This window comes from Corynebacterium sp. 239_CJEI (assembly GCF_001055995.1).
Lineage (GTDB): Bacteria > Actinomycetota > Actinomycetes > Mycobacteriales > Mycobacteriaceae > Corynebacterium > Corynebacterium jeikeium_D.
The window spans coordinates 42,591-65,967 of the sequence record NZ_JVOW01000021.1 but is presented as its reverse complement, the minus strand read 5'-3'; the positions used below and the strand labels follow the sequence as shown (position 1 = coordinate 65,967).

The 23,377-nt window shown below is 60.8% G+C and carries 18 protein-coding genes and 1 pseudogene; 15 read left to right on the top strand and 4 right to left on the bottom strand.

Annotated features, from left to right (window positions below):
* Window positions 1-217: 217 nt before the first annotated feature.
* The 4 genes from ADB08_RS06485 to ADB08_RS06470 all read right to left on the bottom strand — a co-directional run bounded on the left by ADB08_RS06485 (window position 218) and on the right by ADB08_RS06470 (window position 6,195).
* Window positions 218-4,267: a Pls/PosA family non-ribosomal peptide synthetase gene (locus ADB08_RS06485; RefSeq protein ID WP_049171917.1), complete on the bottom strand. Its 4,050-nt coding sequence runs from the start codon at window positions 4,265-4,267 to the stop codon at window positions 218-220.
* The gene (locus ADB08_RS06480; protein WP_049171915.1) at window positions 4,264-5,115 is read right to left on the bottom strand and encodes a MarR family winged helix-turn-helix transcriptional regulator; all 852 of its coding nucleotides are present in this window, start codon (window positions 5,113-5,115) and stop codon (window positions 4,264-4,266) included. Before ADB08_RS06480 ends, ADB08_RS06485 begins: the two co-directional genes overlap by 4 nt.
* Window positions 5,116-5,272: 157 nt before the next feature.
* Window positions 5,273-5,569, bottom strand: coding sequence for a rhodanese-like domain-containing protein (locus ADB08_RS06475; RefSeq protein ID WP_049171913.1), 297 nt, complete (start codon window positions 5,567-5,569; stop codon window positions 5,273-5,275).
* A gap of 152 nt (window positions 5,570-5,721) precedes the next feature.
* Window positions 5,722-6,195, bottom strand: coding sequence for an inorganic diphosphatase (locus ADB08_RS06470; RefSeq protein WP_049171911.1), 474 nt, complete (start codon window positions 6,193-6,195; stop codon window positions 5,722-5,724).
* 124 nt (window positions 6,196-6,319) lie between these two features.
* Here ADB08_RS06470 and dacB point away from each other — a divergent pair, with 124 nt between their 5' ends.
* The 15 genes and pseudogenes from dacB to ADB08_RS06395 all read left to right on the top strand — a co-directional run bounded on the left by dacB (window position 6,320) and on the right by ADB08_RS06395 (window position 23,364).
* Window positions 6,320-7,804: a D-alanyl-D-alanine carboxypeptidase/D-alanyl-D-alanine endopeptidase gene (gene dacB, locus ADB08_RS06465; RefSeq protein WP_239660031.1), complete on the top strand. Its 1,485-nt coding sequence runs from the start codon at window positions 6,320-6,322 to the stop codon at window positions 7,802-7,804.
* Window positions 7,805-7,852: 48 nt separating this feature from the next.
* Window positions 7,853-9,133 carry an amidase family protein gene (locus ADB08_RS06460; protein ID WP_049171905.1) on the top strand — a complete coding sequence of 427 codons (1,281 nt, stop codon included), beginning with the start codon at window positions 7,853-7,855 and terminating at the stop codon, window positions 9,131-9,133.
* Between the two features lie 10 nt (window positions 9,134-9,143).
* The gene (gene tilS, locus ADB08_RS06455) at window positions 9,144-10,217 is read left to right on the top strand and encodes a tRNA lysidine(34) synthetase TilS (protein WP_232250791.1); all 1,074 of its coding nucleotides are present in this window, start codon (window positions 9,144-9,146) and stop codon (window positions 10,215-10,217) included.
* Between the two features lie 122 nt (window positions 10,218-10,339).
* Window positions 10,340-10,924 carry a hypoxanthine phosphoribosyltransferase gene (gene hpt, locus ADB08_RS06450; RefSeq protein WP_048760398.1) on the top strand — a complete coding sequence of 195 codons (585 nt, stop codon included), beginning with the start codon at window positions 10,340-10,342 and terminating at the stop codon, window positions 10,922-10,924.
* Between the two features lie 269 nt (window positions 10,925-11,193).
* Window positions 11,194-13,872, top strand: a complete 2,679-nt coding sequence (gene ftsH, locus ADB08_RS06445) for an ATP-dependent zinc metalloprotease FtsH (RefSeq protein ID WP_049171903.1) — start codon at window positions 11,194-11,196, stop codon at window positions 13,870-13,872.
* Between the two features lie 9 nt (window positions 13,873-13,881).
* Window positions 13,882-14,457 (top strand): GTP cyclohydrolase I FolE, encoded by a 576-nt coding sequence (gene folE, locus ADB08_RS06440; RefSeq protein WP_016421488.1) that lies wholly within the window; start codon window positions 13,882-13,884, stop codon window positions 14,455-14,457.
* Between the two features lie 86 nt (window positions 14,458-14,543).
* Complete coding sequence (folP, locus tag ADB08_RS06435; protein ID WP_049171902.1) at window positions 14,544-15,494, top strand: dihydropteroate synthase; 951 nt, start codon at window positions 14,544-14,546, stop codon at window positions 15,492-15,494.
* A 5-nt stretch (window positions 15,495-15,499) separates the two neighbouring features.
* Window positions 15,500-15,904 (top strand): dihydroneopterin aldolase, encoded by a 405-nt coding sequence (gene folB, locus ADB08_RS06430; protein WP_005510214.1) that lies wholly within the window; start codon window positions 15,500-15,502, stop codon window positions 15,902-15,904.
* Window positions 15,901-16,413 carry a 2-amino-4-hydroxy-6-hydroxymethyldihydropteridine diphosphokinase gene (folK, locus tag ADB08_RS06425; RefSeq protein ID WP_049171900.1) on the top strand — a complete coding sequence of 171 codons (513 nt, stop codon included), beginning with the start codon at window positions 15,901-15,903 and terminating at the stop codon, window positions 16,411-16,413. The genes folB and folK overlap by 4 nt, the downstream gene beginning before the upstream one ends.
* A gap of 2 nt (window positions 16,414-16,415) precedes the next feature.
* The gene (locus tag ADB08_RS06420; protein ID WP_049171898.1) at window positions 16,416-16,922 is read left to right on the top strand and encodes a DUF3180 domain-containing protein; all 507 of its coding nucleotides are present in this window, start codon (window positions 16,416-16,418) and stop codon (window positions 16,920-16,922) included.
* A complete protein-coding gene (locus ADB08_RS06415; RefSeq protein WP_049171896.1) occupies window positions 16,919-18,178 on the top strand; it encodes a DUF6779 domain-containing protein in 1,260 nt (419 codons plus the stop codon). The genes ADB08_RS06420 and ADB08_RS06415 overlap by 4 nt, the downstream gene beginning before the upstream one ends.
* Window positions 18,179-18,242: 64 nt before the next feature.
* The gene (locus ADB08_RS06410) at window positions 18,243-19,163 is read left to right on the top strand and encodes a Rossmann-like and DUF2520 domain-containing protein (RefSeq protein WP_049171894.1); all 921 of its coding nucleotides are present in this window, start codon (window positions 18,243-18,245) and stop codon (window positions 19,161-19,163) included.
* A gap of 97 nt (window positions 19,164-19,260) precedes the next feature.
* Window positions 19,261-20,202, top strand: a pseudogene (gene panC, locus ADB08_RS06405) (pantoate--beta-alanine ligase); the annotation flags it as partial.
* Window positions 20,203-20,516: 314 nt separating this feature from the next.
* Complete coding sequence (panD, locus tag ADB08_RS06400) at window positions 20,517-20,939, top strand: aspartate 1-decarboxylase (protein WP_016421480.1); 423 nt, start codon at window positions 20,517-20,519, stop codon at window positions 20,937-20,939.
* Window positions 20,940-21,186: 247 nt separating this feature from the next.
* Entirely contained in the window at window positions 21,187-23,364 is a 2,178-nt protein-coding gene (locus ADB08_RS06395; RefSeq protein ID WP_049171890.1) for a PhoX family protein, read from the top strand.
* The last annotated feature ends 13 nt before the right edge of the window (window positions 23,365-23,377 follow it).

The window sequence follows — 23,377 nt, the reverse complement described above, 5'->3', positions numbered from 1 at the left end:
GCGGACACACTTTTTGCTACTTAGCCCCAATGCGAGTAACTGACTGCGTTTATGGTGGCGGCAGCGGGCCAATGTGAGTTACTGACTGCGTTTATAGCAAAAATTGCCCGAAAAATGGCTTGAAAGTGCTATAAGCTTGCACAGTTTCACATTTGCAGCCCGTTGTGCCTACCAGGCTCCTACAAGGCCCCTACCTAAGCCCCCCACTCAATCCGGGCTACTTCTTCTTTGCCACCACTGGCTCAATTGGGTTACCTCGCCAGGAGGTGTGCGCAGGAACATGGTCACCGCGCATGACGAGAGAACCGGGCTCGACACGGCAGCCGTCGTCAAGCACAGATGCCGGCAGTGCGACTGAGTGCGGTCCCAGCACGGAGCCGTGTCCGATGTGGACGGTGTCGAGCGTCATCACACGGTCGGTGAACAGGTGCGTCTGAACGACACAACCGCGGCCGACAGAGGCACCCCGCGCGATGGTGACCAGGTCGGTCTCGGGCAGCCAGTACGTCTCCAGCCACACGCCGTGGCCGACGTTCGCGCCGAGCAGACGCATCGCGCGTGCGATACCGCCGGTGGCCATCGCCGGGTTCAGGTACCACGGCGCGGCGACCATTTCGACGAATGCATCCTGCAGCTCGTTGAGCCAGACGAACTTGCTCCACAGCGGGTGATCACCGGGCTTGTGCTTGCCGACGCACACCCACTTGGCCACGACCGTGACTAACAGCCCCAGCACACCAACAATCAGCAGCACGGCAGGGGAGAGCAGCCACGCGACCACCAGGCCGAGCAGGGCAGCGTTGACGCCATCTGCAGTGACCAACTCCGCGGTGAACATGCCAATTCCCTGCAGGCTCAACAGCGTGATTGTCGCCAGCATGAGAGAGACCATCGGTGCCAGGACGCGCAGCGTCTCCACAATGCTGCGGGCGACCTTCAATCCCGTAGTCGGACGGTAGGTCTGCGCCGACTCATCGCTGGAGACGGTGCCCACGCGGCGCATGCGCTCTGGCGGCGAACCCCACCAGTTGGAGCCGGACTTGGTCTTCTTCGGGGTAGAGGACAGCACGGCCACCAGCGAGTTCTTCGCCAGCTTGCGTTCTGGAAGCGTGATGCCGGAGTTGCCCAGGAAGGCGCGCTTGCCGATGCGGGAGTCGCCCACCAGCAACCAACCACCGCCGAGCTCGTAGCTGCCGACCATGGTGTCGTCAGCCAAGAAGGACTCGTCCTTGACATGCAAGAACTTCGGAATACCGATCGCGGTGGAGACTTCGCTGTCGTGACCAATTTGGGCACCCAGCGCACGCAGCCACAGCGGCGTCAGCATGGAGGCATAGATGAAGAACAGGTCATGACGAGCGGCGTCCATCAGGCGAATTGTCGCCCACGACTGCCAACCCACGCGCGAACGCACCGGGAACACTCCCGGCTTCAGGCCGATGCTGAACAGGCGCACGAGAATCAGCGTCAGCAGGGCATACACCGCAACACCGACGAAGGTGGCGGGAATAGCCCACAGCACGGCGCTACCCAGCGTTGGCCAGAGATTCGAGGTGGTTAGCTCGGTGGTGCCGTCGATAAGCCCCGTGCCCCAACCGATGACAGCAGCCATCGCGACCGCAGCGGACAGCGGTACGAGTGTCAGCAAAACAGCGGTGAGACCGTAGATAGCCACCCAGTGGCGGCGAGCCGGCGGAACTTCCTCCGGGAAGCGGTGCTTGGACCGGCCGACCTTGCGAGCCGGGGAACCCGACCAGCGCGCGCCAGCCTTGACCTTCTTCTCACCGGTGACGGTGGAACCCGCCTCGATGTGAGCGTCATTGCCAATACGCGCGCCGGGCAGCAGCGTTGAACGGGCACCGATGCGGGCATGCTTGCCAATAGTGACCTCGCCGACGTGGACGACATCGCCATCGACCCAGTAGCCGGACAGGTCTACCTCCGGCTCGATCGAGCAGTAATCATCCAGTTTGACCAGGCCCGTCACCGGCGGCAGCGCGTGCAGATTCACGCCCTTACCAATGCGGGCGCCCAGCATGCGGGCGTACCACAGCACGAACGGAGCACCCGCTACTGAGTGGGCACCGGAGCTCTCTGCCAGACGTTCGGCCGCCCATAGTCGCAGATGTACCGAACCGCCTCGCGGGTAATCACCCGGGGTGATGTTGCGCGTGAGCAGGCGTGTCGTCGCCGCGTTGATGGGCATGACCCCCAGCGGGGTCAGGAACAGCACGGCCAGTACGGCCACCAACCAGCCTGGTAGCGCCAGCGGTCCGTCGATAACCCAGTTGATAATCGCAAGCCACGTTACCCAGCGCATGCCACGTGCCCACTGCAATGGCACCATGAGGCCCACCTGGGCCCAACGGGTCGTACGGGAGACAGGCGTCGGCTCGGGTACCTTTTCTAGGTGCGCGGTGGGGTCGCTGGCGTCGTCGGCAAGCATGTCGTCGCTGATGAAACCGCGCGCGACCAGCTCTTCGGCGAGATTGCCCAGGCGCGGGTGGTCGTAGAGATCGCGCACGGCGACCTGCGGGGCGCGCTGGCGAATGCGCGCAATGACGCTCGCCGCCGCCAAGGACGTGCCGCCCAGGGCGAAGAAGTCCGAGGCCGCGCCGGGCGCAGGTACGGACAGCACGTCCGCCCAGATGTCGGACAGCCACTTCTCCACAGGGCTCAGCTTGTCGACGTCGCCCTCACCCGCACGCGCAGGCAGTGGCCACGGCAACGCCGCCTTGTCGACCTTGCCGGAGGTACGAACCGGCAGCTCATCCATGATGTGCAGGCGTGGCACCATCGCGGCTGGCATGGCATCGCGGAGAGTGTCCATGCACTTGTCATAGTCCATGGCTGCGGCGTCGCCACCGGCGCCGACATAGCCGACCAGGATGGAATCGCCAGCACCGGTCTTCTGCACCACGACAGTCGCCTGAGTAGCGCCGGGGAGGGCAGCCAGGTGCGCCTCGACCTCGCCGAGCTCAATTCGCCGACCGCCGATTTTCACCTGATCGTCGACGCGGCCGGTGAAGTACAGTCCGGCCTCGTCCATGATGACGTGGTCGCCGGTGCGATACGCACGCTCCCAGCCGAGGGCTGGCAGCGGTGCGTACTTCTCGGCGTCCTTCTCCGGATCCAGGTAGCGTGCGAGTCCCACGCCGCCGATGACCAGCTCGCCCTTGGTGCCCGGTGGGACGGGGTTGCCCTCCTCGTCGATGACGGTGAGGTCCCAGCCGTCCAGAGGGAAACCGATGGTTACGGGCTTGCCGGGCTTCAGCTCGATGCCGGAGGCCACGACGGTGGCCTCGGTGGGGCCGTAGGTGTTCCACATTTCGCGCTCTGGGGTGGACAGGCGCTCGACCAGCTCTTGCGGGCAGGCCTCGCCGCCGACGATGAGCAGGCGCACGCTGTCGAGCGCCTCGGCGGGCCACAGGCCGGCCAGCGTCGGAACTGTGGAAACAGCGGTGATGTGGCGGGAAATCAGCCATGGGCCCAGGTCCACGCCGGAGCGCACCAGCGAACGCGGAGCCGGCACCAGGCAGGCACCATTTCGCCAGGCCAGCCACATTTCCTCACAGGAGGCGTCGAAGGCGACGGATAAGCCGGCGAGAACGCGGTCATCCGGGCCGAGCGGTCCTTCCGGGTGGTTGGCCAAGAACCAGCGGGCCTCCGCATCGACAAAAGCGGCGGCGCTGCGGTGGGTGACCGCCACGCCCTTGGGCTTGCCGGTGGAGCCAGAGGTGAAAATAATCCAGCAGTCATCGTCAGGAGTGGGCTCCTGCGAGATGATCTCGCGTGCGCTCGGCGGCGTCGGTTCCGTCTCTTCCTCGTCGGAGTCGGCGTCGGAGTCCAGCGGGCGGGGGCGATTACGTGCCGTGGAGCCAGCCAAATGCAGGCCTTCAGCATCGAAGTAACCGGCGATACCGGCCTCGCCGAAGACCATTTCTGCACGCTCGTCGGGGTCATCCGCGTCCACCGGAACGTAGGCGGCACCGGCGGCCATGATGGACAAAATTGCCAGGTAGAGCTCGCGGCTTCCCGACGGCATCCGCACACCAATGCGGTCGCCGCGACGGATGCCCTGTTCGTACAGCCACGTAGCTGTGGAATCAATCTCGTTGATCAACTCCGCATACGTGACGACAACCTCGCCGTCATCGATGGCCTCAGCCTCGGGGAACCTTCGCGCGGTCGCCCGGACAATGTCAATGAGTGTGCGCTCAAGCGGCTGTTCCGTAGCGCGTAGGAACTTCGCTTCAGTGGTTGTCACTTGAGAGCCCCCTTCTTATTCTTCTTGCGCTTTTTCTTCTTCGACTTCTTACGTTTAGGACGCGGGGCATCGCTTGACGACGTCGCCTGCGTCTTATTCTCCGCCATGTCCTTGGTGTCTGTCTCAGTGGCCGTGACCTCTGGGGGAGCGGTCTCAGGGTTTTTCGCGCCGGCATTGCCAGAAAGCTGAGTACCGGAGTCAGTTTCGGGGCTTGCAGCGGAGTCGTCGGCAAGCGATGCGAGCAGCGCACGTACCTCGGGTGCGCATTCGGCGACGGCGGCGCGCTCGGCTCTGCGGAGTGAACGTCGCAGAGATGCGCGGGTGGTGTTGCCCGTTTCTGTCAGCGCGATGAGCTGGCGGCGACGATCTTTGGAGTCCCGGGTGCGCTCGACTAGATTTGCCGACTCCAGAGAGTCGATTAGGCGAACCATGTCAGAGCGATCCATGCCGAGCAGTGCGCTCAGCTCGGTTTGAGCCATGTCGCCGCCATCGGCGATGGCCTCCAGAACCCAATACCCGCGGATGGAAATCGACTCAATCTGAGTTCGGCCAAGAGCCGCGTTGACACTGGTACGGACAGCCGCGTCGAGCTGTGCTAGACACCAGGACGCGGATTTGCGCAGGGCCGCCGGTGCGACGGCGGGTTCGCTTGCGGAGCCGGGCTTGCACTTGGACTTAGTTCTGGCCTTAGCACTGGCCTTGTTTTTGGCTTTCGCCCCCTTGCGAGCCTTCTTCGTCTTGGTGCCGCTCTGTGCGTCGACAGCAGGCACCTTCGCGCCTACGGCGGCTGCCACACCACCGCTGGCGTCGGCGGAGTCCGCCGAGGAAAGTACGGATGAATCAGACATACTTCCCATACTAGACAATCTGGGGAACCATCAATAATGGGACATGGCCAACTAATAATGCCCCTGTTTGCCTGCGGATTGTTAGAAGGTCGGTGCTTTGGGGTGGGTAAATAAATGAAAAACTGCCCTGCAGGTAGGCAGGGCAGTTGTAGTTGATTTAGTTGGCCTTCTCCATCGGGCGGCCGAAGTGCTCCCAGTCGATCATGCCACCGGTGATGACGATGGTGTCGATACCGTTCTTCTCCAACCAGGAAGAAACCTGAGCGGCACGTCCACCGGAGCGGCACATCAGGTAAATGTCGGAATCCAGATCCAGCTCGCCGTAGCGGGACGGAATCTCTTCCATGGGGATGTGAATGGCGCCGGTGGCGTGGCCGTCATCCCACTCCATCTGTGAGCGGACATCAATGATCTGTGCGTCTTCGGGTACTTCAGATACGTTTACGGTTTCCATAGTGCGCACTATACGCAATCTGGCCTTATCGCCGGAAGCGCAAAGGCCGCCGGAGGAAAACTCCGACGGCCGTAGCGCTGAATCACAGGAACTGCGTCAAAGGGGCGAACCCCAGGAAGGGGGTTGGTCAGCGCAATTCTTAACTGTGGCTCTTACTTGTGGCGTTCGATAGCCTCAGCTAGGATGCGCTCAGCCTCAGCCTTGTCGCCCCAGCCCGAACCGGAAACTTCCTTGCCCGGCTCCAGGTCCTTGTAGTGGACGAAGAAGTGCTCAATCTCGTCCTTGGTGAACTGGGAGACATCACCGATGTCCTGGTAGTGGTCGAAGCGGACATCATCCAGGACGCACAGCAGCTTGTCGTCGCCGCCGGCCTCGTCGGTCATCTTGAAAACGCCGAGCGGACGAGCCTTGACAATAACGCCCGGGAAAACCGGCTCCGGCAGAATCACGAGAGCGTCCAACGGATCGCCATCCTCGCCGAGGGTTTCATCGATGAAGCCGTAGTCGGCCGGGTAGGCCATTGGGGTGAACAGGTAGCGGTCGAGGTAGACCTTGCCGGTCTCGTGGTCGACTTCGTACTTGTTGCGCTGACCCTTCGGGATCTCAATAGTGACCTCAACGCTCACGGCGATGACTCCTTATAATCGGTGTACACTTCTCTGACGGCTATCTTATGCGAAACCCGCTCAAAACCGTTTATTTGTGCACCTTAAGTGAGGTTTTGTTTCCAGGAAGAAGGTGTTTGTGACCGTGGGTAGTACCGACTCTGACAGCTCCAAAACCGCCGCTAAGGGCACGCAAAAATCGCCCAGTTCCGTAAAATCCGGCAAGTCCAAGAAGTCGCGTGGACTGAAAATCGGCGGTGCCATCGCCGGTGTTCTCGTTATCGCAGCGGGCAGCGGCGTAGCGGTTGTCGTCAATAACAATCGTCAGATTGTGGTCGATGCGCCGCCCGCCGTCAGTCATGTTTCTGTTCCCGTGACGGCTGCGCAGTCTTCGCTTGACGACGGCACTCTGGCCCAAAAAGTCAGCGCCATCATGGACGCTGCTGCGGCTGATCCAGCCTTCGGTGAGCTGCATGGAATTGTCAGCGATGCTTCGACCGGCCAGAAACTGTGGGGGATCAATGACACCGCGGTGGCCTTGCCGGCGTCCAGCATGAAGATTCTCACCGCGTCTGCCGCACTGTTGGACTTAGGTGAAGATCATCGGGTTTCCACCCGCGTCTCCCGGGTTACGGGGACTAATGACATCGTTTTGCACGGCGGGGGCGACCCTACCTTAAGCAAGGACGGGGAAGGGTTCTTCCAGGACTCGGCTTCAATCGCTGAGTTGGCGAAAAAGATTTCCGTGGTCATTCCGGAGGGGGTCGGCAAGGTTTATCTCGACAACTCTCTATTCACCGAGAGTTTCCACGAGACCTGGGAGCGCGAGGGGTTGGAGGACGGCTACATCGCACCGGTGGAGTCGGTGATGATGGATGCCGGTCGTATCGATCCGACGAATGAAGAATCGCAGCGCAGCGCCACGCCCGCTGCGGATGCAGCTGATGCGCTGGCCAAGGCGCTTGGTGCGGAAAACGGAGGCAGCCTGAGGGATGCAGCCAAGGATGGTCAGTCACTACCTCTGGACCCAGACATTGTTGCGCTCGTGCAGTCGGCTCCGCTAGTTACCCGTGTGCACGAGATGATGATTTACAGCGACAACGTGCTCGCAGAGTCCATTGCCCGTGAGGTGGCTATCTCTCGCGGTCTGCCGCCGACCTTTGAGGGGGCCGCACGTGCCGTGCGTGACACTCTCGCGGAGCACGGTTTTCCTCTCGATCGCGCGGTGCTGTCGGACTCCAGCGGCCTGAGCACGGATAACCGTATTTCTCCGCAGCATCTCTCCGAGGTGCTCAATTCCGCCGCGGGGCCGGTGGAATCGGCCGAGCAGGGGGGACTGGCGGAGTCGCAGGAGTCGTCGGAAAGCACTGCGTTGCGGTTGCGCCCACTGTTGGACAGCCTGCCGGTGGCGGCAGTGTCCGGCACTCTGGCGACGCGCTTTGCTGGTCAGTCCGGGGCGGGCATCGTCCGTGCGAAGACAGGCACGCTGAATAAAGCCTCGGCGCTGGCGGGGTATGTGGTGACGAAGTCGGGGCAGGTGCTGACGTTCGCATTTATTTCCAATGAAGCGAGCCTGTTGCCAGCAAGAGCTGCGGCGGATAAAGCAGCGAGCGCACTGGCAGATATCTAAACTGAGATTCATTTACCACTGAAAATAATTTGAGGAGATGAATCCGCAATGGCCTCTCACACTTCCGCGATTAGGAACTTGCCAACCGTTCACGAGATTGCCGCACTGGTTCGCGAGGGAAAGCTAAGCCCGGTGGACAGCGTGCAGCGCAGTCTCGACGCTATCGCCAGACTGGATGGAGGGATTCATGCCTTCCGTGAAGTGTGGGTGGATAGGGCTCTGCAGGCTGCGCGGGAACTCGAGCACAGCGAGAACCTCTCGGAGTTGCCGCTCGCAGGTGTGCCATTCGCGCTGAAGGAAAACACCGCTCTAGAGAACCCGTTTGTCCAGCAGTTGACTAGCGCCGGTGCAATCGCAGTGGGAACTACGGTGAATCCGCAGTTCTGTACGTGGGGGACGACGACGCTGCCGGGGCTGGCCGTCGACAATCCGATTCTGCCGGGGCACACTCCGGGTGGGTCCTCCGGCGGATCCGCAGCGGCTGTCGCCGCTGGGATGGTTCCGTTTGCGCAGGGCAACGACGGCATGGGGTCACTGCGTATCCCTGCAGCGTGCTGCGGGCTTTCGACCCTGAAGGCGACCCCGGGAACAATGCCGGGGCGCGTGGGCGGCAATGACTGGTACGGAATGTCTGTCCAAGGGGTGCTCACAGTCAACAACGAGGACTTGCGCCTGATTACCAAGATCCTCACAAATGGCATGGTGGATGCGGAGGATCCGGCGAAGACCCTGCCTGAAAACTTCGCCGTCAGCGTGGACACCACTGCGCCCGTATTCGGGTTAAAGGCTGCACCGGAGTACGTCGATGCGGCGCAACAGGCGGCGAGAGTATTCGCGGACAAGGGCTTTGCGGTGACGGAAAAGAACATGCCGTACCCGCTGAACCCACTGCCGATGCTCGCGCGCTGGACTGCGGGGGTGGCGGATCAGCTGCGCGACGAGCCGCGCCCTGATCACCTGGAGTGGCGCAACCGAGTCCACGCCGGCATTGGTCGCTTGCTGCGTTTCACAATCAATGGCCGCCAAGTGGCACGCGATGGCGCCCGCATCGAGCGTGAGCTGCCGGGTGACACCATTTTGATTACCCCAGCTTTGGCCAAGAATCCACCGCGGATCCGCGCATGGCATCGCATGCCCTGGATTGTGAACCTGTTGTCCAATCTGCGCTTCACTCCTTACGTTTCGACGTGGAATTACCTGGGTTTCCCGGCCGGCATCGTTGTGGAGCCGACTTCTGGATTGCCGGTGCAGCTGATTGCCCGCCCGACTCAGGAGCGAATTCTGCTCACGGCGATGGAGACCATCGCAAGTGGTGGGCGCGTTGGCTAGACCTTCCACGTTGGCTAGGCCTTTTTGGCCGGACCGCAGCCCTCATTTCCTCATCATTCGGCAAGCTGTCCGCGCGATAGTGCCGCAGGTGGGGCAGGAGTTGGGCGGCGGTATCGTCATTGGGCTTTCCGGCGGTGCGGATTCGCTCGCCCTGACCGCCGGGGCCTGTGCGGAAGCTTTCGGGTCCAAGGGGGCACTGGCCGGCCGCAACGTTCACGCCGTCGTCGTTGATCATCAGCTTCAGCAGGGCTCTGCAGAAGTCGCTGAGCGCGCCGCCCACATAGCTCGGGGGATGGGGGCTACGGCCGAGGTTATCGCGGTCGATATCAATAACGATTCCGACCGCGGTCCCGAATACGAGGCGCGTTTGGCTCGACACCGAGTCCTACGGCAGATCGCCCAATCTCGAGGTGCGGCACTGATGCTCGCCCACACGTTGGACGACCAGGCGGAAACAGTTTTGCTGCGACTGGCCAGAGGGGGCGGCCCGCAGGCGCTGTCCGCTATCCGAGACAATCTCACGTGGTCGGACGGGACTCGGATTCTGCGTCCGCTGCTCGGTGTGCGACGCACCGACACTCAGCGCTGCTGTGAAGAGCTGGGCCTAAAAGTCTGGCATGACCCACACAACCAGGACGACCATTACGCCCGCGTCCGGGTTCGAAAGACGATTTTGCCGCTGCTGGAGCAGGAGCTGGGTCCGGGAGTTGCGGAAAACCTTGCTAAGACCGCGGGGATTGCAGCAGTCGACAATGACTTTTTGGACGCTCACGCTGAGTCGGCTCTGGATGCGCTGCTGGGGGAGGAAGTGGCGTCGGCAAGCGGGAGCCTGTCTGTGCGAGGGGTCGCTGAGCTTGACGACGCCATCGCGGTGCGCGTCCTCGCTCGTTGGTTGAGGCAAGCGGGTGCCGAGCCCAGCAGTAAACAGATCGACATGGTTATGGCGCTCGTGCACCGCTATCACGGCCAGGGGGAAGTGCCGGTGACCCGCGGGCGCGATGGTGCTGACAGAAATGCCAGGTTGGTCGTTGAGCGAAAAGATGGCACTCTACAATTGGTAATGAATCGTCCCGCGGTGTCTTAAGAAAAGGTGCCGCAATCCAACTTTCGGCGGCTGAGAACTATCGGTTGCCTTAACCCTGAACTTGCACTGGGGCAGTTACGCTCCATCGACACGCCGCCATAGAAGTGCGGAAAGGAAATGCGATGCATGATGTGAAGGATTTCAACGTCCCCGCAAACCCCTACGGCGATGAGGTAGAGGCAGTTCTCATTGGCGAAGAGGAGCTGCATGCTCGCATTGCCGAGATGGCGCATCGTGTGAATGAGAAGTACAAGGATGCCGACAGCGATCTGATTCTGGTCGCAGTGCTCAAGGGCGCGGTGTTCTTCCTGACTGACTTCGCCCGTCAGCTCAGCATTCCCAGCCAGATGGAGTTTATGGCGGTTTCCAGTTACGGAAACTCCAGCTCGTCGTCAGGCGTGGTGCGTATTTTGAAGGATCTGGATCGCGATATTGAGGGACGCGATGTCGTGATCGTTGAGGACATCATTGATTCCGGTCTGACCCTGTCCTGGTTGATGAAGAACCTGCGCAACCGTAATCCGCGCTCGCTGGAGGTCATTACGCTGCTGCGTAAGCCAGAGGCCGTGCGCACCAATCTGGATGTTGCGGATGTTGGATTCGACATTCCGAACGAGTTTGTCATCGGTTACGGCCTGGATTACGCCGAGCGCTACCGCGATTTGCCGTACGTCGGCACGCTTCACCCGCGCGTTTACCAGAACTAGGCCAGTCTTCGGCGTTTCCTGCACGGTGCCGATGCTTTACGACGGGCATTGCGCGCGCACCCTCCCACTGTTCTAGCTGTCTTCTAGCTGTGAAAAGTAGGAGTTGGAAACTTTTTTCGGTTGCGATGCGTTATGCCTACTGTGGGGTCAGGTGCCATGAGCCCTGGCCTCACGTTGTGTCATTGATGTGTCTTCGAGAAGAACTCGTTGATGCGTACAATTAATAAAAGCAACTAATAGATGTAGAGAGCGAAAAGCGAACCCACTGTATGGACAAGAAAAAGGTGTTCCGGTTTGCCACCGTTGCCGGCATCATCCTGATTATCCTCTTTGCTATTACTCAGCTGGCGGATGATTCCCGGGAATACCGCGAGGTGGATACGTCCGTTGCCCTGACCCAGTTGGATAAGGGCAATGTCACGGAAGCTCAGATCGACGATCGCGAACAGCGAATTCGCCTCACCCTGAAGAAGGGCGTGGAGGTCGAGGGCACTGAGGACGTCACGAAGGTGATGACCAAGTACCCAGCGCGTGCGACCGACCAAGTCTTTGACAAGGTCACCGCCGCCGAGGGCATGGAGAAGTTCGATACCAAGGTCACGCAGGATTCCTTCCTGATGTCCACCTTGGGCTTCCTGCTGCCGATGGTGATCTTCTTCTTCGTCATCATGTACTTCTTCAGCCGCATGCAAGGCGGCAAGAACGGCATGTTCGGCTTTGGTGGCAACCGCGCCAAGCTGCTGAACAAGGAGACCCCGACCAACACGTTCGAGGATGTTGCTGGTGCCGATGAGGCCGTCCAGGAGCTCGACGAGATTAGGGATTTCCTGCAGCACCCAGCTCGCTACGAGGAGCTCGGCGCGAAGATTCCGCGTGGTGTTTTGCTCTACGGTCCTCCAGGTACCGGTAAGACCTTGCTGGCCCGCGCCGTCGCTGGTGAGGCAGGAGTGCCTTTCTACACCATCTCGGGTTCGGACTTCGTTGAAATGTTCGTCGGTGTCGGTGCCTCTCGTGTCCGTGACCTGTTTAATCAGGCCAAGGAAAACAGCCCGTGCATTATCTTCATCGACGAGATCGACGCCGTCGGCCGCCAGCGTGGTGCCGGCATGGGCGGTGGTCATGATGAGCGTGAGCAAACCCTGAACCAGCTGCTGGTGGAGATGGATGGTTTTGGTGATCGTCAGGGTGTGATCATCATGGCTGCGACCAACCGTCCGGATATTCTCGACCCGGCGCTGCTGCGTCCGGGCCGTTTTGACCGACAGATTCCGGTGGGCGCACCAGACCTGAAGGGCCGCGAGGCAATTCTGAAGGTCCACGCCCGGAACAAGCCGCTTGGACCGGATGCGGATCTGACGTCGCTGGCGAAGCGCACCGCCGGTATGAGCGGTGCTGATCTGCAGAACGTGCTGAATGAAGCTGCGCTGCTGACCGCTCGCGTCAACGGCAACATCATTACTGCGGATGCGCTGGAAGAGGCAGTCGACCGAGTTATCGGCGGTCCGCGCCGTACCTCCAAGGTGATTTCCGAGCAGGAGAAGAAGGTCACCGCGTACCACGAGGGTGGCCACACCCTGGCTGCGTGGGCGCTGAAGGACATTGAGCGTGTTTACAAGGTCACCATCTTGGCTCGCGGTCGCACTGGTGGACATGCGCTGACCGTCCCCGAGGACGACAAGGGCATGTATAACCTGCCAGAGCTCTTTGCCCGTCTGGTCTTCGCCATGGGTGGTCGCGCTGCCGAGGAGCTGGTTTTCGGACTGCCGACTACCGGTGCTTCTGCCGATATTGAGCAGGCCACCAAGATTGCTCGCGCCATGGTGACCGAGTACGGCATGTCGCCGGAGCTCGGCCCGGTGAAGTACGGGGAGGAGCAGGGCGACCCGTTCGTTGGCCGCGGTGGCAGCGGCTCTCTGGACTACTCTCCGGAGGTGGCAGCAACCATTGATCAGCAGGTTCGTTTGCTGATCAATAAGGCTCATGACGAGGCCTACGCCATCTTGAAGGAAAACCGCGACACTCTCGATGTTCTGGCTGAGAAACTGCTGGAGAAGGAGACTCTGCGTCGTCCGGATCTGGAAGTTATCTTCACCGATGTCGTTCCCCGTGAGCGCCTGAACTTCTTCGATAGCGACACTAAGCACCCGGCCGATGGCCGCGAGCCGGTGAAGACACCGGTGGAGTTGGCAATCGAGCGCGGCGAGGAACCGCCGAAGCGTGTCAACATCTTCGCGCCGGTGCGCCGCCGCGAACCAGAGAACCAGGACGCGGGCAACAACGGCAATGGTCAGGGGCCGGCAGGCTCCGCTGGTGCCGGTAATGCTAGTGTCCCGGGTCTGCCGGGCGCCCAGCAGGACCGACCGAATGTTCCGGTTTACGGTGGCACCCCACCGCCGGCTGGTTGGACCGCTCCAGGTTGGCCGCCGAAGGATACCGGCAGCACGCACGGTTCGGCTCCCGCACCGGCACCGGCGCCTGCGCCGACTCCTCGCCCGGAGGGGCAGAACCAGCCGGGTTCGCAGGAAGGCCAGGGCAACGCGCGTGGCCAGCACCCGGGCACTGCTAACTACCCGGCAGGTGCGCCGGACTTCGGCTCGAAGGCAACCGGTACTGGTAGCAGCGGTGGCAACGGCCCCGCGAATATCCCTGCCCCTCCGAAGATGCCGTGGGACAGGCAGGGGGGATGTCACCGCCAGGAAAACTCTGGCAGCGATGACACCCCGACTACGGTGATGCCGTCGGCGGGACAGCAGCAGGAACTGCGCGGATTCCGCCTGCCGGATAACGAGCAGCCGGAATATACAGAACGTTCGGAAAACGCGAAGAACGCCGACAACTCCGATGACAAGGGTGCACAGATGCACGATTCGGATAAAGACGGCGTCGTCAAGCGAAACGAAGACAACAGCGCCTGGCAGGACAAGCCGGACACCAACGAGGAGCGATAAGTACACATCATGGAGCGCGAATTCGATCAGGGGCGAGCCGAGGCTGCGGTTCGTGAACTGTTGATTGCCGTCGGTGAGGATCCCGACAGGGAAGGCCTGAAGGAGACACCGGCGCGAGTGGCGCGAGCCTACCGTGAGGTTTTCGCGGGCCTGTTTGAAGATCCGTCTGAGGTGCTGGCTAAGACCTTCAACGAGGATCACCAGGAACTCGTTTTGGTCAAGGACATCCCGATTTACTCCACCTGTGAGCATCACTTGGTGCCGTTCTTCGGCGTTGCCCACATTGGTTACATTCCGGGCAAGGACGGTCGTGTGACGGGCCTGTCCAAGCTCGCTCGTCTGGTCGATGGCTATGCGAAGCGCCCGCAGGTGCAGGAGCGGCTGACCAGTCAGGTTGCGGATGCCTTGGTGGAGCGGCTGGATCCGGCCTCGGCGATTGTCGTTATTGAAGCGGAGCATCTCTGCATGGCCATGCGCGGTATCCGCAAGCCGGGCGCGCGCACGGTGACGTCAGCCGTTCGCGGTGGCTTCAAGACGGATGCCCGTTCGCGCGCAGAGGCAATGGCGCTGATCCGCAAGAGCTAACGCAACAGTTAAATGGTCGATTGGAAAGGCTGGACAACAAGGTGACTGAACCCCCCTTGCAAGCGCAGGCAGGACAGCAGGCGGAGATGGGTGTCGAGAATCAGCTCTGCAAGGTGATGGGCATTGTCAACGTCACCGAGGACAGCTTTTCCGATGGCGGCCTGTACAAGACCTTCGACGCGGCGATTGCCCATGCGCACGAGCTGCTCGCTGAAGGCGCACATATTCTCGACATCGGTGGCGAGTCCACTCGCCCTGGCGCACACCGCGTTTCCGAGGATGCCGAGGATGAGGAAATTGCCCGGGTCGTGCCGGTGGTCCGCGAGCTCGCGGCAGACGGGCACCTGATCAGCGTCGATACAAAGCGCGCAAGTGTCGCAGAGGCAGCAATCGCCGAGGGTGCGGTATTCATCAACGATGTCTCCGGCGGTCTCGCAGACCCCAACATGTACGCAGTCTGCGCCGATGCCGATGTGCCCATCTGTCTGATGCACTGGAAGACCGATCGCTTCGGCTCCGCTTCTGGGCGCGCCGAAACTCACCCGGACGGCATTGTCGCCGATGTCCGTGAGCACCTGCTTCAGCTTGTCGACGGTGCCATGGGCGCCGGAATCGTCGAGGAAAATATTGTCCTCGACCCAGGCCTGGGCTTTGCCAAAAACGCCGATGACAATTGGGCGCTCCTCCACAATCTGCCGGAGCTTATTGACCTCGGCTTCCCCGTGTTGGTCGGTGCTTCCCGCAAGCGTTTCGTCGCCGCCGTTGGCAGTGAGGTACGAGCACCAAAGCAGGCTGATGCCGCGACTACCGCAATTTCCGCGCTGTCCGCAGCGGCGGGCGCATGGGCGGTTCGAGTTCACAATGTGGCCGACAACCTCGACGCAGTGCGTGTGGCGCAGGCATGGAACCTTGGACGTTCACTGACCGGTTACACAGCGGCCGGCGACTATCCGGAAGGTGGATCTAACCGCGCTGCGCAGCACGACGAGTCGGCTGCGGAATCACCAGCCGAGTCGGCTCTGGAAGGAGACGCGTAAACACAGTGGCTGATCGCATTGAACTCAAAGGTCTGAAAGCCCACGGCTACCACGGTTGTCTCGACTTCGAGCGCCGGGATGGCCAGGACTTCATCTGTGATGTCACCCTGTGGCTGGATTTCTCCGGTGCTGCTGCGAGCGATGAGCTGGACGACACCGTCAACTACGCCGACATTGCAGCCACAGCGCACGGAATTTTAACCGGCACTCCTCGCAACCTCATTGAAACAGTCGCGACCGAGATCGCCGAAGCAGTGCTTGCCGACGACGACGCCCGCGCCGAACGCGGATTGTCCCCACTGTTGCACGCGGTGGAAGTGACCATTCACAAACCGCATGCGCCCATTCCGCTCGACTTTGATGACGCTGCGGTGACAGCCCGCCGTTCGCGGAAGAAGCGGTTGGCATGATTCGCGCAGTTCTTTCTATCGGCGCGAACATGGACCGCGCGCGAGACAACCTAACTGGTGTGCAGGCCTTCTTCGCCGATGAATTGGTCGCAGCCTCAAAAATTTATGCCACCCCACCTTGGGGTGGGGTAGAGCAGGGTGACTTCCTCAATGCCGTGCTCATTGTCGATACGTCCCGGACACCAATGGAGCTGCTGGAAGCTGGTTGGAAACTGGAAAATGACGCTGGTCGAGTGCGCGAAATTCACTGGGGGCCACGGGCGCTCGACGTGGACATTGTGCAGGTCATCGACAAGGACACCGGCGAGGAGATCATCTCTGACGATTCGACTCTGACCCTGCCACATCCGTGGGCAACCGAGCGTGCCTTTGTACTGGTGCCGTGGCTCGATGCCGACCCGGATGCCGAATTGGAGGGAGTTCGGGTCGCGGAACTCGTCGATAAGCTGGCACCTGAAGACGTAAACGCAGTGCGTCTAGCAGACAGCGCGGATGGAGAAGAGGCCTAGAGATGAAACCGACCTCACCGATTACGTTGGCTGCATCTGCGCTGGTTCTCGCGCTGGCGTCATGGATGATCCTGGCACAGTTTTTCGGTGCGCTCGGACCGCGAAGTTGGTGGGACCTGGGGTTTCCCTGGTTGCTCACAGCCGTCTGTGTGGCAGCAGCGCGGTGGATTAAGTCGGTATTGAAAGAAGGGAAGGTCGGGCAGGATCGCAGCCAGGTGCAGCCGTTAACGTTGTCGCGATGGCTGGTGGTCGGTACGGCATCCGCGTGGTTGGGTGCGATTCTCGGAGGACTGTACGCCGGTGGCGTGCTGTGGGCCTTGCCGAAGTGGACGGAACTTGCGGCTGCACAGGCCGACGGACCGATCATGATTGTCGGCACAGTATCCGGAATTTTGCTCGCTGCGGCGGGGCTGTGGCTGGAAAAAGTTTGCCAATTGCCAACTGATGGCGAAAATTCTTCGCCTCCTAGCGGGGAAATGGGAACTAACTCGGTAGGGTGGGAGTTATGACTGACCTCTCCAACGCCGGTAATGACCCGAAGCGCTCGGGTGATGCCGCATATTTTCAGGGCGACGCGGCAGCTACTTCGTCGGATATGGCCGAGTCTCCGTCTCCGTCGCCTTCTTCAGCCTTCGAAAGCTACTCCGCTGGGGCTAACTCCGGGGCTGATGCGGCATATGCAGATGAGCAGAGCAATGATGTGACGAAATTTAGTTCTACCGATGGTATGACGGAGAAAACCGCCGTCATTCTCATGGTTGTGCTGCTGGTGCTCGCGGTGATTGCCAGTATCGTCATGCTCTTTGCCTCCTCTGCCGGGTGGATGAAGGTTGCCGTGCTGCTGGCGTTGTGGTCGGCAGTTATCGGGGCTGTGCTGGTGACTCGATACCGCAAGACCATTGCGCTGGAGCGCAAGCGGTTGGAGACTATCGAGGAGCTGCACAAGGTGGAGCTTGACCGCGAGCTGGCTACTCACCGTGAGCAGGAGCTGATTCTCGAGCAGAACTACCTGGACTCGCTTGAGGGCAACAACGATGACAACATTGCGGCGCTGCGCGCTGAGGTCTTTGCACTGCGTGCCCAGCTTGCTGAGTTCATGGGGGAGGATTTCGACGACGAGCAGGTTGCTCTTCGCGCCCAGGCCGAGCGTCTGCGTGAGCTCGACTCGCCACAGCAGCCCTCGCCGATGAAGGATCCGACCGGTCACGACCGGCCGACACCACGCGCGACTTCCCACCGCGCTGAGATGACCGCTAACGGCACTGTCGGCGCTCATACCCAGCACGGCGGCACTGGCTCCACTTCCTCCGCTTCGCCGGTTGAAGATGCCGAGGCCACCGACATGCGCCGTACATTCTCGCCGTCTGGCCAGCCGGTTGACGTCCACGAAGTCGCCGATTCCAAGGATGACGAAACCGTTTCCAAGGAGAAGTTCTCCACTAACTCTTTCCGCGCCATCAATTGGCAGGAAACCCCGGCCGAGGACGCTGCAGAGGATGAATCTCAGGGCGGCGCTCACGAGGCACACGGTGCACGCCACCCATTCGCTGCACCGGGATCGGACGATGCCTCGGACTCTCCGACTCGCCAGCTGCAGGCCATTCGCGATGAGGACCTTGCAGAAGAGTCAGCTCAAAAAACGGCGCAAGAGCCTGCAAGCCACGGTCGGCGCCGTGCTGAGGACAACAAGGGCAGCCTCACTGTCGCCGAGCTGATGGCGCAGATGCGCGAGAAGAGGGAGCAGCGCGAGGACGAAGAAGCCTAGCCGCCAGCTGCGTATGCGCGGCCTACTCACCGCACATAGCTGGTTTGGTCTAACCTAGTCAGTCATGACGCAAAGCCAGCATGATTCCCATCCCCATCGGACAACCGCTCCGCGGTTGACGGTGGGGATTATTTCTGCCGGAAAAGTCGGGGTTGCGCTCGGCCAAGCGCTAGAGCGCTGTGGGCATCGTGTCACCCATGTGGTCGCGCGCTCACCGGAATCGGTCACACGAGCACATCTACGCCTCCCGAACGCCCAGGTCAGTTCCATTGCCGACACAGCTTCCACCTGCGAGCTCATCGTCATCGCCGTGCCGGATCGCGCCATCGCCGAGGTTGCCGAGGAAGTTGCCCGCCACGTCGGCCCCGGACGCATCGTCATGCATACTTCTGGATCCCTCGGGCGTGCCGTGCTCGATCCGGTCGCGCTCACCGGCGCGCTGACCATCGCAGCCCATCCCGCAATGACGTTCGCAGGGCTTGACGACGACTCCGAGCTCCTGACCGGCTGCCCATGGGGCATCACGGTTGGGGATGAGCTCGCGAAAACAGTCAGTGAACTGCTCATTGGTGAACTCGGCGGTCGTCCGGTGTTCATCAACGAACGTCACCGCGGTCTCTATCACGCGGCTATGGCCCATGGCTCAAACGGTCTGGGCGCAGTTGTGGTCGATGCAGTAGAAATGCTGGCAACCACTATCGGCGGAGATACAGCAGCCGAAGACACCGACCTAGCTGAGCTGCGTCGAGGCCAGGCCGCCGAGCTGCTCCGCCCACTGCTGGAAGCTTCATTGGACAATGCCTTGAGGTGGGGTTCCCGGGGGCTGACTGGCCCGGTGACGCGGGACGACCTTGGGACCGTCGTCAAGCACGAACGTGAAATTGAAGCGGTGGCACCGGAAATGGGAACCGCCTACCTGGCCCTTGCCGAGCGCATCGCCGAGCTGCGCGGCGCCAACGAGGTTTTGCGGTACCTACGCCGATGAGCTGAGCGGACTGGCTGTTCTGGTCATCCGGGATGTGGCGTAAGGTATTGCCGTCGGGCGAAAAGTTTGGTCCGGTAGATCTGAACGCGGAGGAAACATGACGGGTTATACCGCCGGAGAGACAACTGTTCACAAGACTATTGCGGGAATCGCGCAGGTCACCCGTGCGTTGCGGAAGACCGGGCGGCCGGTGGTGCTCGTACCTACGATGGGTGCGCTACACCAGGGGCACCTTGAACTAGTACAGGCCGCGAAGACACTGCCGCGCGCTGTTGTGGTGGTGTCGATTTTCGTCAATCCGCTGCAGTTCGGTGAGGGGGAGGACTTTGATGCCTACCCGCGGACTCTGGATGAAGACGTGGAGAAGCTCCGCGCTGTCGGTGCTGAGCTGGTCTTTGCGCCGAACGCGAAGGAGATGTACCCCAACGGTTTCCGCACGACCGTGCAGCCGGGGCCGCTGGCTACTGAGCTCGAAGGTGCTACTCGCCCGGGGCACTTCGCCGGTGCGTTGACAGTGGTTAACAAGCTTTTCAACATCACCAACTGCACTGATGCCGTTTTTGGTGAGAAGGACTACCAGCAGCTGTGCCTGATGCAGCAGATGGTCACTGACCTGAATATGCCGGTGCAGCTGCACGGTGTGCCAGTGATTCGCGAGGCCGATGGGCTGGCTATGAGCTCCCGCAACCGCTATCTTTCCGAGGAGCAGCGCAATCTCGCAGTAACCCTGTCCGCTGCGCTGACTGCCGGCGCTTTTGTCGCGGACCGTGGTGCGGATGCTGTGCTGGAAACCGCGCGTGGCGTGCTCGCCAGCCAGCCTGAGGTCGAGTTGGATTATTTGGAGCTGCGTGACGCTGCGCTCGCCCCGCTTTCCGACGAGGTGTTGCGCGGCGACGGCCAGGAGACTGAAGCTCGCCTACTGGTTGCTGCGAAGGTCGGCACTACTCGTCTCATTGATAATGTTGGCTTGATTCTGGGTGCGCCGCGCCCGGATTCGGCAAACGGTTTCGGTCAGCTCGGGCAGAAGGACGCCGAAATTGCGTCAGCGGCCCTGTCGGCTGCGGGGCTGGACGGCGAGCTGACTGAGCAAGAGGCTGCTGAGTTGGCTGAGCTGCAGGAAAAGGTCCGCGCTGCTCGGGATGCCCGCCTGAAAGATGAGTCCAGCAAAGAAAACCTGAAGAACGCCGGCTTTGGCGTTGAGCAGGACAGCGAGTAGGACGGCTTTTCGAAGTAGTTTTTCGTGGCTGGGAAGTTGTCGTATTATAGTGTGCCGACTAACAACCTGCCACGCTAAGGGGTGCCGCGGTAGGCAAGCATCCAGGGGACGAATCCAGGAAGGGACCTACCTTTTTCATGTTTCGCACTATGTTGAAGTCCAAGATTCACCGTGCCACGGTGACTCAGGCTGATCTTCACTACGTTGGATCGTGCACGATTGACGCTGATTTGATGGAAGCGGCCGACCTGCTTGAAGGTGAAGCCGTCGACATCGTCGATATCAATAATGGCAACCGGCTTACTACTTACTGCATTACCGGAGAGCGCGGCTCGGGCATCATTTCTATCAATGGTGCCGCCGCTCGTCTGATATCGCCGGGTGATCTGGTTATTATCATCGGCTACGGAATGATGGATGACGCTGAGGCGCGTACGTACAAGCCGAATGTCATCTTCGTCGATGAGGACAACAAGATTCTGGAAAGTGGCAATGACCCGGCGGATGTGCCGGAGGGTTCTGATTTGAAGAATCCGCGTAGCCCGGAGAACCAGGGCTAGTCCACGTAGCCCGCAGAGCTGGGGCTCGACTGCGTAGTTGGAGAGAAGAGTCGAGCCGGAGAACCGCAACACCAGGGTGTTCACTTTGCGTTAAAGCGCAAGTCATTAGACCGTCAGCTAAAGCTCATTGGCGAGTTGATTTTTAGAAACCGAAAGGTAACGCAACGTCCTTAGCTTCTTAGAGGATCTAAAAGTTTTAGTTTTCCATTTCCTCACCTAGTCGAAGCTATACAAAGGCGGTCTCCCCGTGGTTCGTATTGGCAAGAATCTGCTGACAAATCCTTTTGCTACCTCTCGCAGCTCTCTGACCTGCACTTACAAGTGTGGTAATGCCTGTGCTGACGATGCTCCGAACGAGTTCTCGGACAACCAGTACTTCGGTGATGTTGCGAAGGAGGCGTTCTCCCAGCGCGCATTCTCCCGTCGCGCGGCACTGAAGGTCACTGGTGCTAGTGCTCTTGCGGTCGGCGGTGGCGCCGTGCTGGCCGCTTGCTCCTCTGATGATTCGGGCAGCGCCGCAGGTGGCTCCGACGCCTCCGGTACCGCTGCTGCCGGTGACGGTAGCAAGGACGAATCGCCGGAGGGTATGCGTTTCGAAGCCGTCAAGCCGAACACGGAAGACGCAGTCGTTATCCCGGACGGCTACGAGCAGAATGTTCTGATTCGCTGGGGCGACCCAATCCACGAGGGTGGCCCGGAGTTCGACTTTGACAAGCAGACTCCGGAAAACCAGCTGAAGCAGTTCGGCTTCAACAATGACTTCGCTGGCCTGATTAAGGCTGAAGACGGCACACTGCTGTACGTTTGCTCGCACGAGTACACCACCGAGCCGATGATGTTCCGTGCCTACAAGAAAGAAGATGCCACTAAGGAGCAGGTCGACATCGGACTGGCTGCCCACGGCCAGACCATCCTTGCTGTGGAAGAGGATGACAAGGGATTCCTGAAGCCAATTCTCAGCGACAAGCGTAACCGTCGCATCACTGGCTTCACCGAATTCACAGTTGACGGCCCGGCTGCTGGTCACGATCTGCTGAAGACCAAGGCTGACCCGACCGGTATGAAGGTCGAGGGAACTTTGAACAACTGCTCCGGTGGTGTTACTCCGTGGGGTACCTACCTGTCCGGTGAGGAGAACGTTGACCAGTACTTCGGCAACGTTGGCAAGCTCAAGGACGAGGACGCAGTTAAGAAGCTCAAGCGCTACTCGGTCAAGAATGAAGAGCTGTCCGACCGCGCGTGGGAGAAGTACTACGACCGCTTCGATGTCTCCAAGGAGCCGAACGAGCCGAACCGCTTCTTCTGGCTGGTAGAGATTGACCCATCTGACCCGAACTCCACCCCGGTCAAGCACACCGCAGTGGGCCGTTTCAAGCATGAAGCCGGTCAGATTTACGTCACCGACGACGGCACGGTCGTGTGCTACTCCGGCGACGACGAGCGTTTCGAATACATCTACAAGTTCGTCTCCTCCCGCAAGATTAAGGAGGGGGACCTCAAGCACAACATGGGCATTCTGTCCGAGGGCACTCTCTACGTCGGTAAGTTCAACGGTAATTCCGAGTCCGAGATTGACGGCTCCGGTGAGCTGCCGAAGGACGGCCGTTTCGACGGTGACATTGAGTGGCTTCCGCTGATGACCGCCAAGGCAGACGGCAAGCACGAGTCCCACGTTGATGGCATGACCGCCGAAGAGGTCTGCATCTACACCCGCATCGCCGGTGACAAGGTCGGTGCGACCCGTATGGACCGCCCGGAGGATATCGAGCCGTCTCCGAAGACCGGTAAGGTCTACGCGGCGCTGACCAACAACAAGTACCGCGGTAAGGCGGGCGCGAAGGACGACAAGGGCAAGGAACGCAAGGATGGTGCAGGGCGCCCGCTTGCCGACGCCGTCGAGGTCGCACCAATCACCGAGAACAAGAATGGCCTTGTTCTGGAGATGGAAGATGACCACGCCGGTACCAAGGGCAAGTGGAACCTCCTGCTGGTCTGTGGTGACCCGAACGAGGCTTACACCTACTTCGGTGGCTTCGACAAGGAATCGGTCTCGCCAATTTCCTGCCCGGACAACGTCGCCTTTGACGAGTACGGCAACCTGTGGGTTTCCACCGACGGCAACGCGCTGGACTCCAACGACGGCCTTTTCGCCGTTGCCGTCGAAGGCGAGCGTCGTGGTGAGACCAAGTGCTTCCTGACTGTTCCGGTTGCTGCAGAGACCTGTGGTCCGCAGATCTTCTCCAACCGCGTGATGGTCAACGTCCAGCACCCGGGCGAAATCGAGACGGATCAGGGTCATCCAGTCGGCGACAACCCGGACCCGACCACCAACCCGACCTCGCACTGGCCGGACGGCGGCAAGGAGCAGCCACGCCCGGCCGTCGTTCAGGTTGTACGCACTGATGGCAAGAAGATTGGCGTCTAAAGGGCACTCAACT

Coding starts and splice junctions, on each gene's coding strand:
- folE (WP_016421488.1), top strand. CDS start 13,882: ATGGAGCGCGAATTCGATCAGGGGCGAGCCGAGGCTGCGGTTCGTGAA.
- folP (WP_049171902.1), top strand. CDS start 14,544: ATGGGTGTCGAGAATCAGCTCTGCAAGGTGATGGGCATTGTCAACGTC.
- hpt (WP_048760398.1), top strand. CDS start 10,340: ATGCATGATGTGAAGGATTTCAACGTCCCCGCAAACCCCTACGGCGAT.
- ADB08_RS06480 (WP_049171915.1), bottom strand. CDS start 5,115: ATGTCTGATTCATCCGTACTTTCCTCGGCGGACTCCGCCGACGCCAGC.
- ADB08_RS06460 (WP_049171905.1), top strand. CDS start 7,853: ATGGCCTCTCACACTTCCGCGATTAGGAACTTGCCAACCGTTCACGAG.
- ADB08_RS06420 (WP_049171898.1), top strand. CDS start 16,416: ATGAAACCGACCTCACCGATTACGTTGGCTGCATCTGCGCTGGTTCTC.
- folK (WP_049171900.1), top strand. CDS start 15,901: ATGATTCGCGCAGTTCTTTCTATCGGCGCGAACATGGACCGCGCGCGA.
- ADB08_RS06410 (WP_049171894.1), top strand. CDS start 18,243: ATGACGCAAAGCCAGCATGATTCCCATCCCCATCGGACAACCGCTCCG.
- ftsH (WP_049171903.1), top strand. CDS start 11,194: ATGGACAAGAAAAAGGTGTTCCGGTTTGCCACCGTTGCCGGCATCATC.
- panD (WP_016421480.1), top strand. CDS start 20,517: ATGTTTCGCACTATGTTGAAGTCCAAGATTCACCGTGCCACGGTGACT.
- ADB08_RS06415 (WP_049171896.1), top strand. CDS start 16,919: ATGACTGACCTCTCCAACGCCGGTAATGACCCGAAGCGCTCGGGTGAT.
- ADB08_RS06475 (WP_049171913.1), bottom strand. CDS start 5,569: ATGGAAACCGTAAACGTATCTGAAGTACCCGAAGACGCACAGATCATT.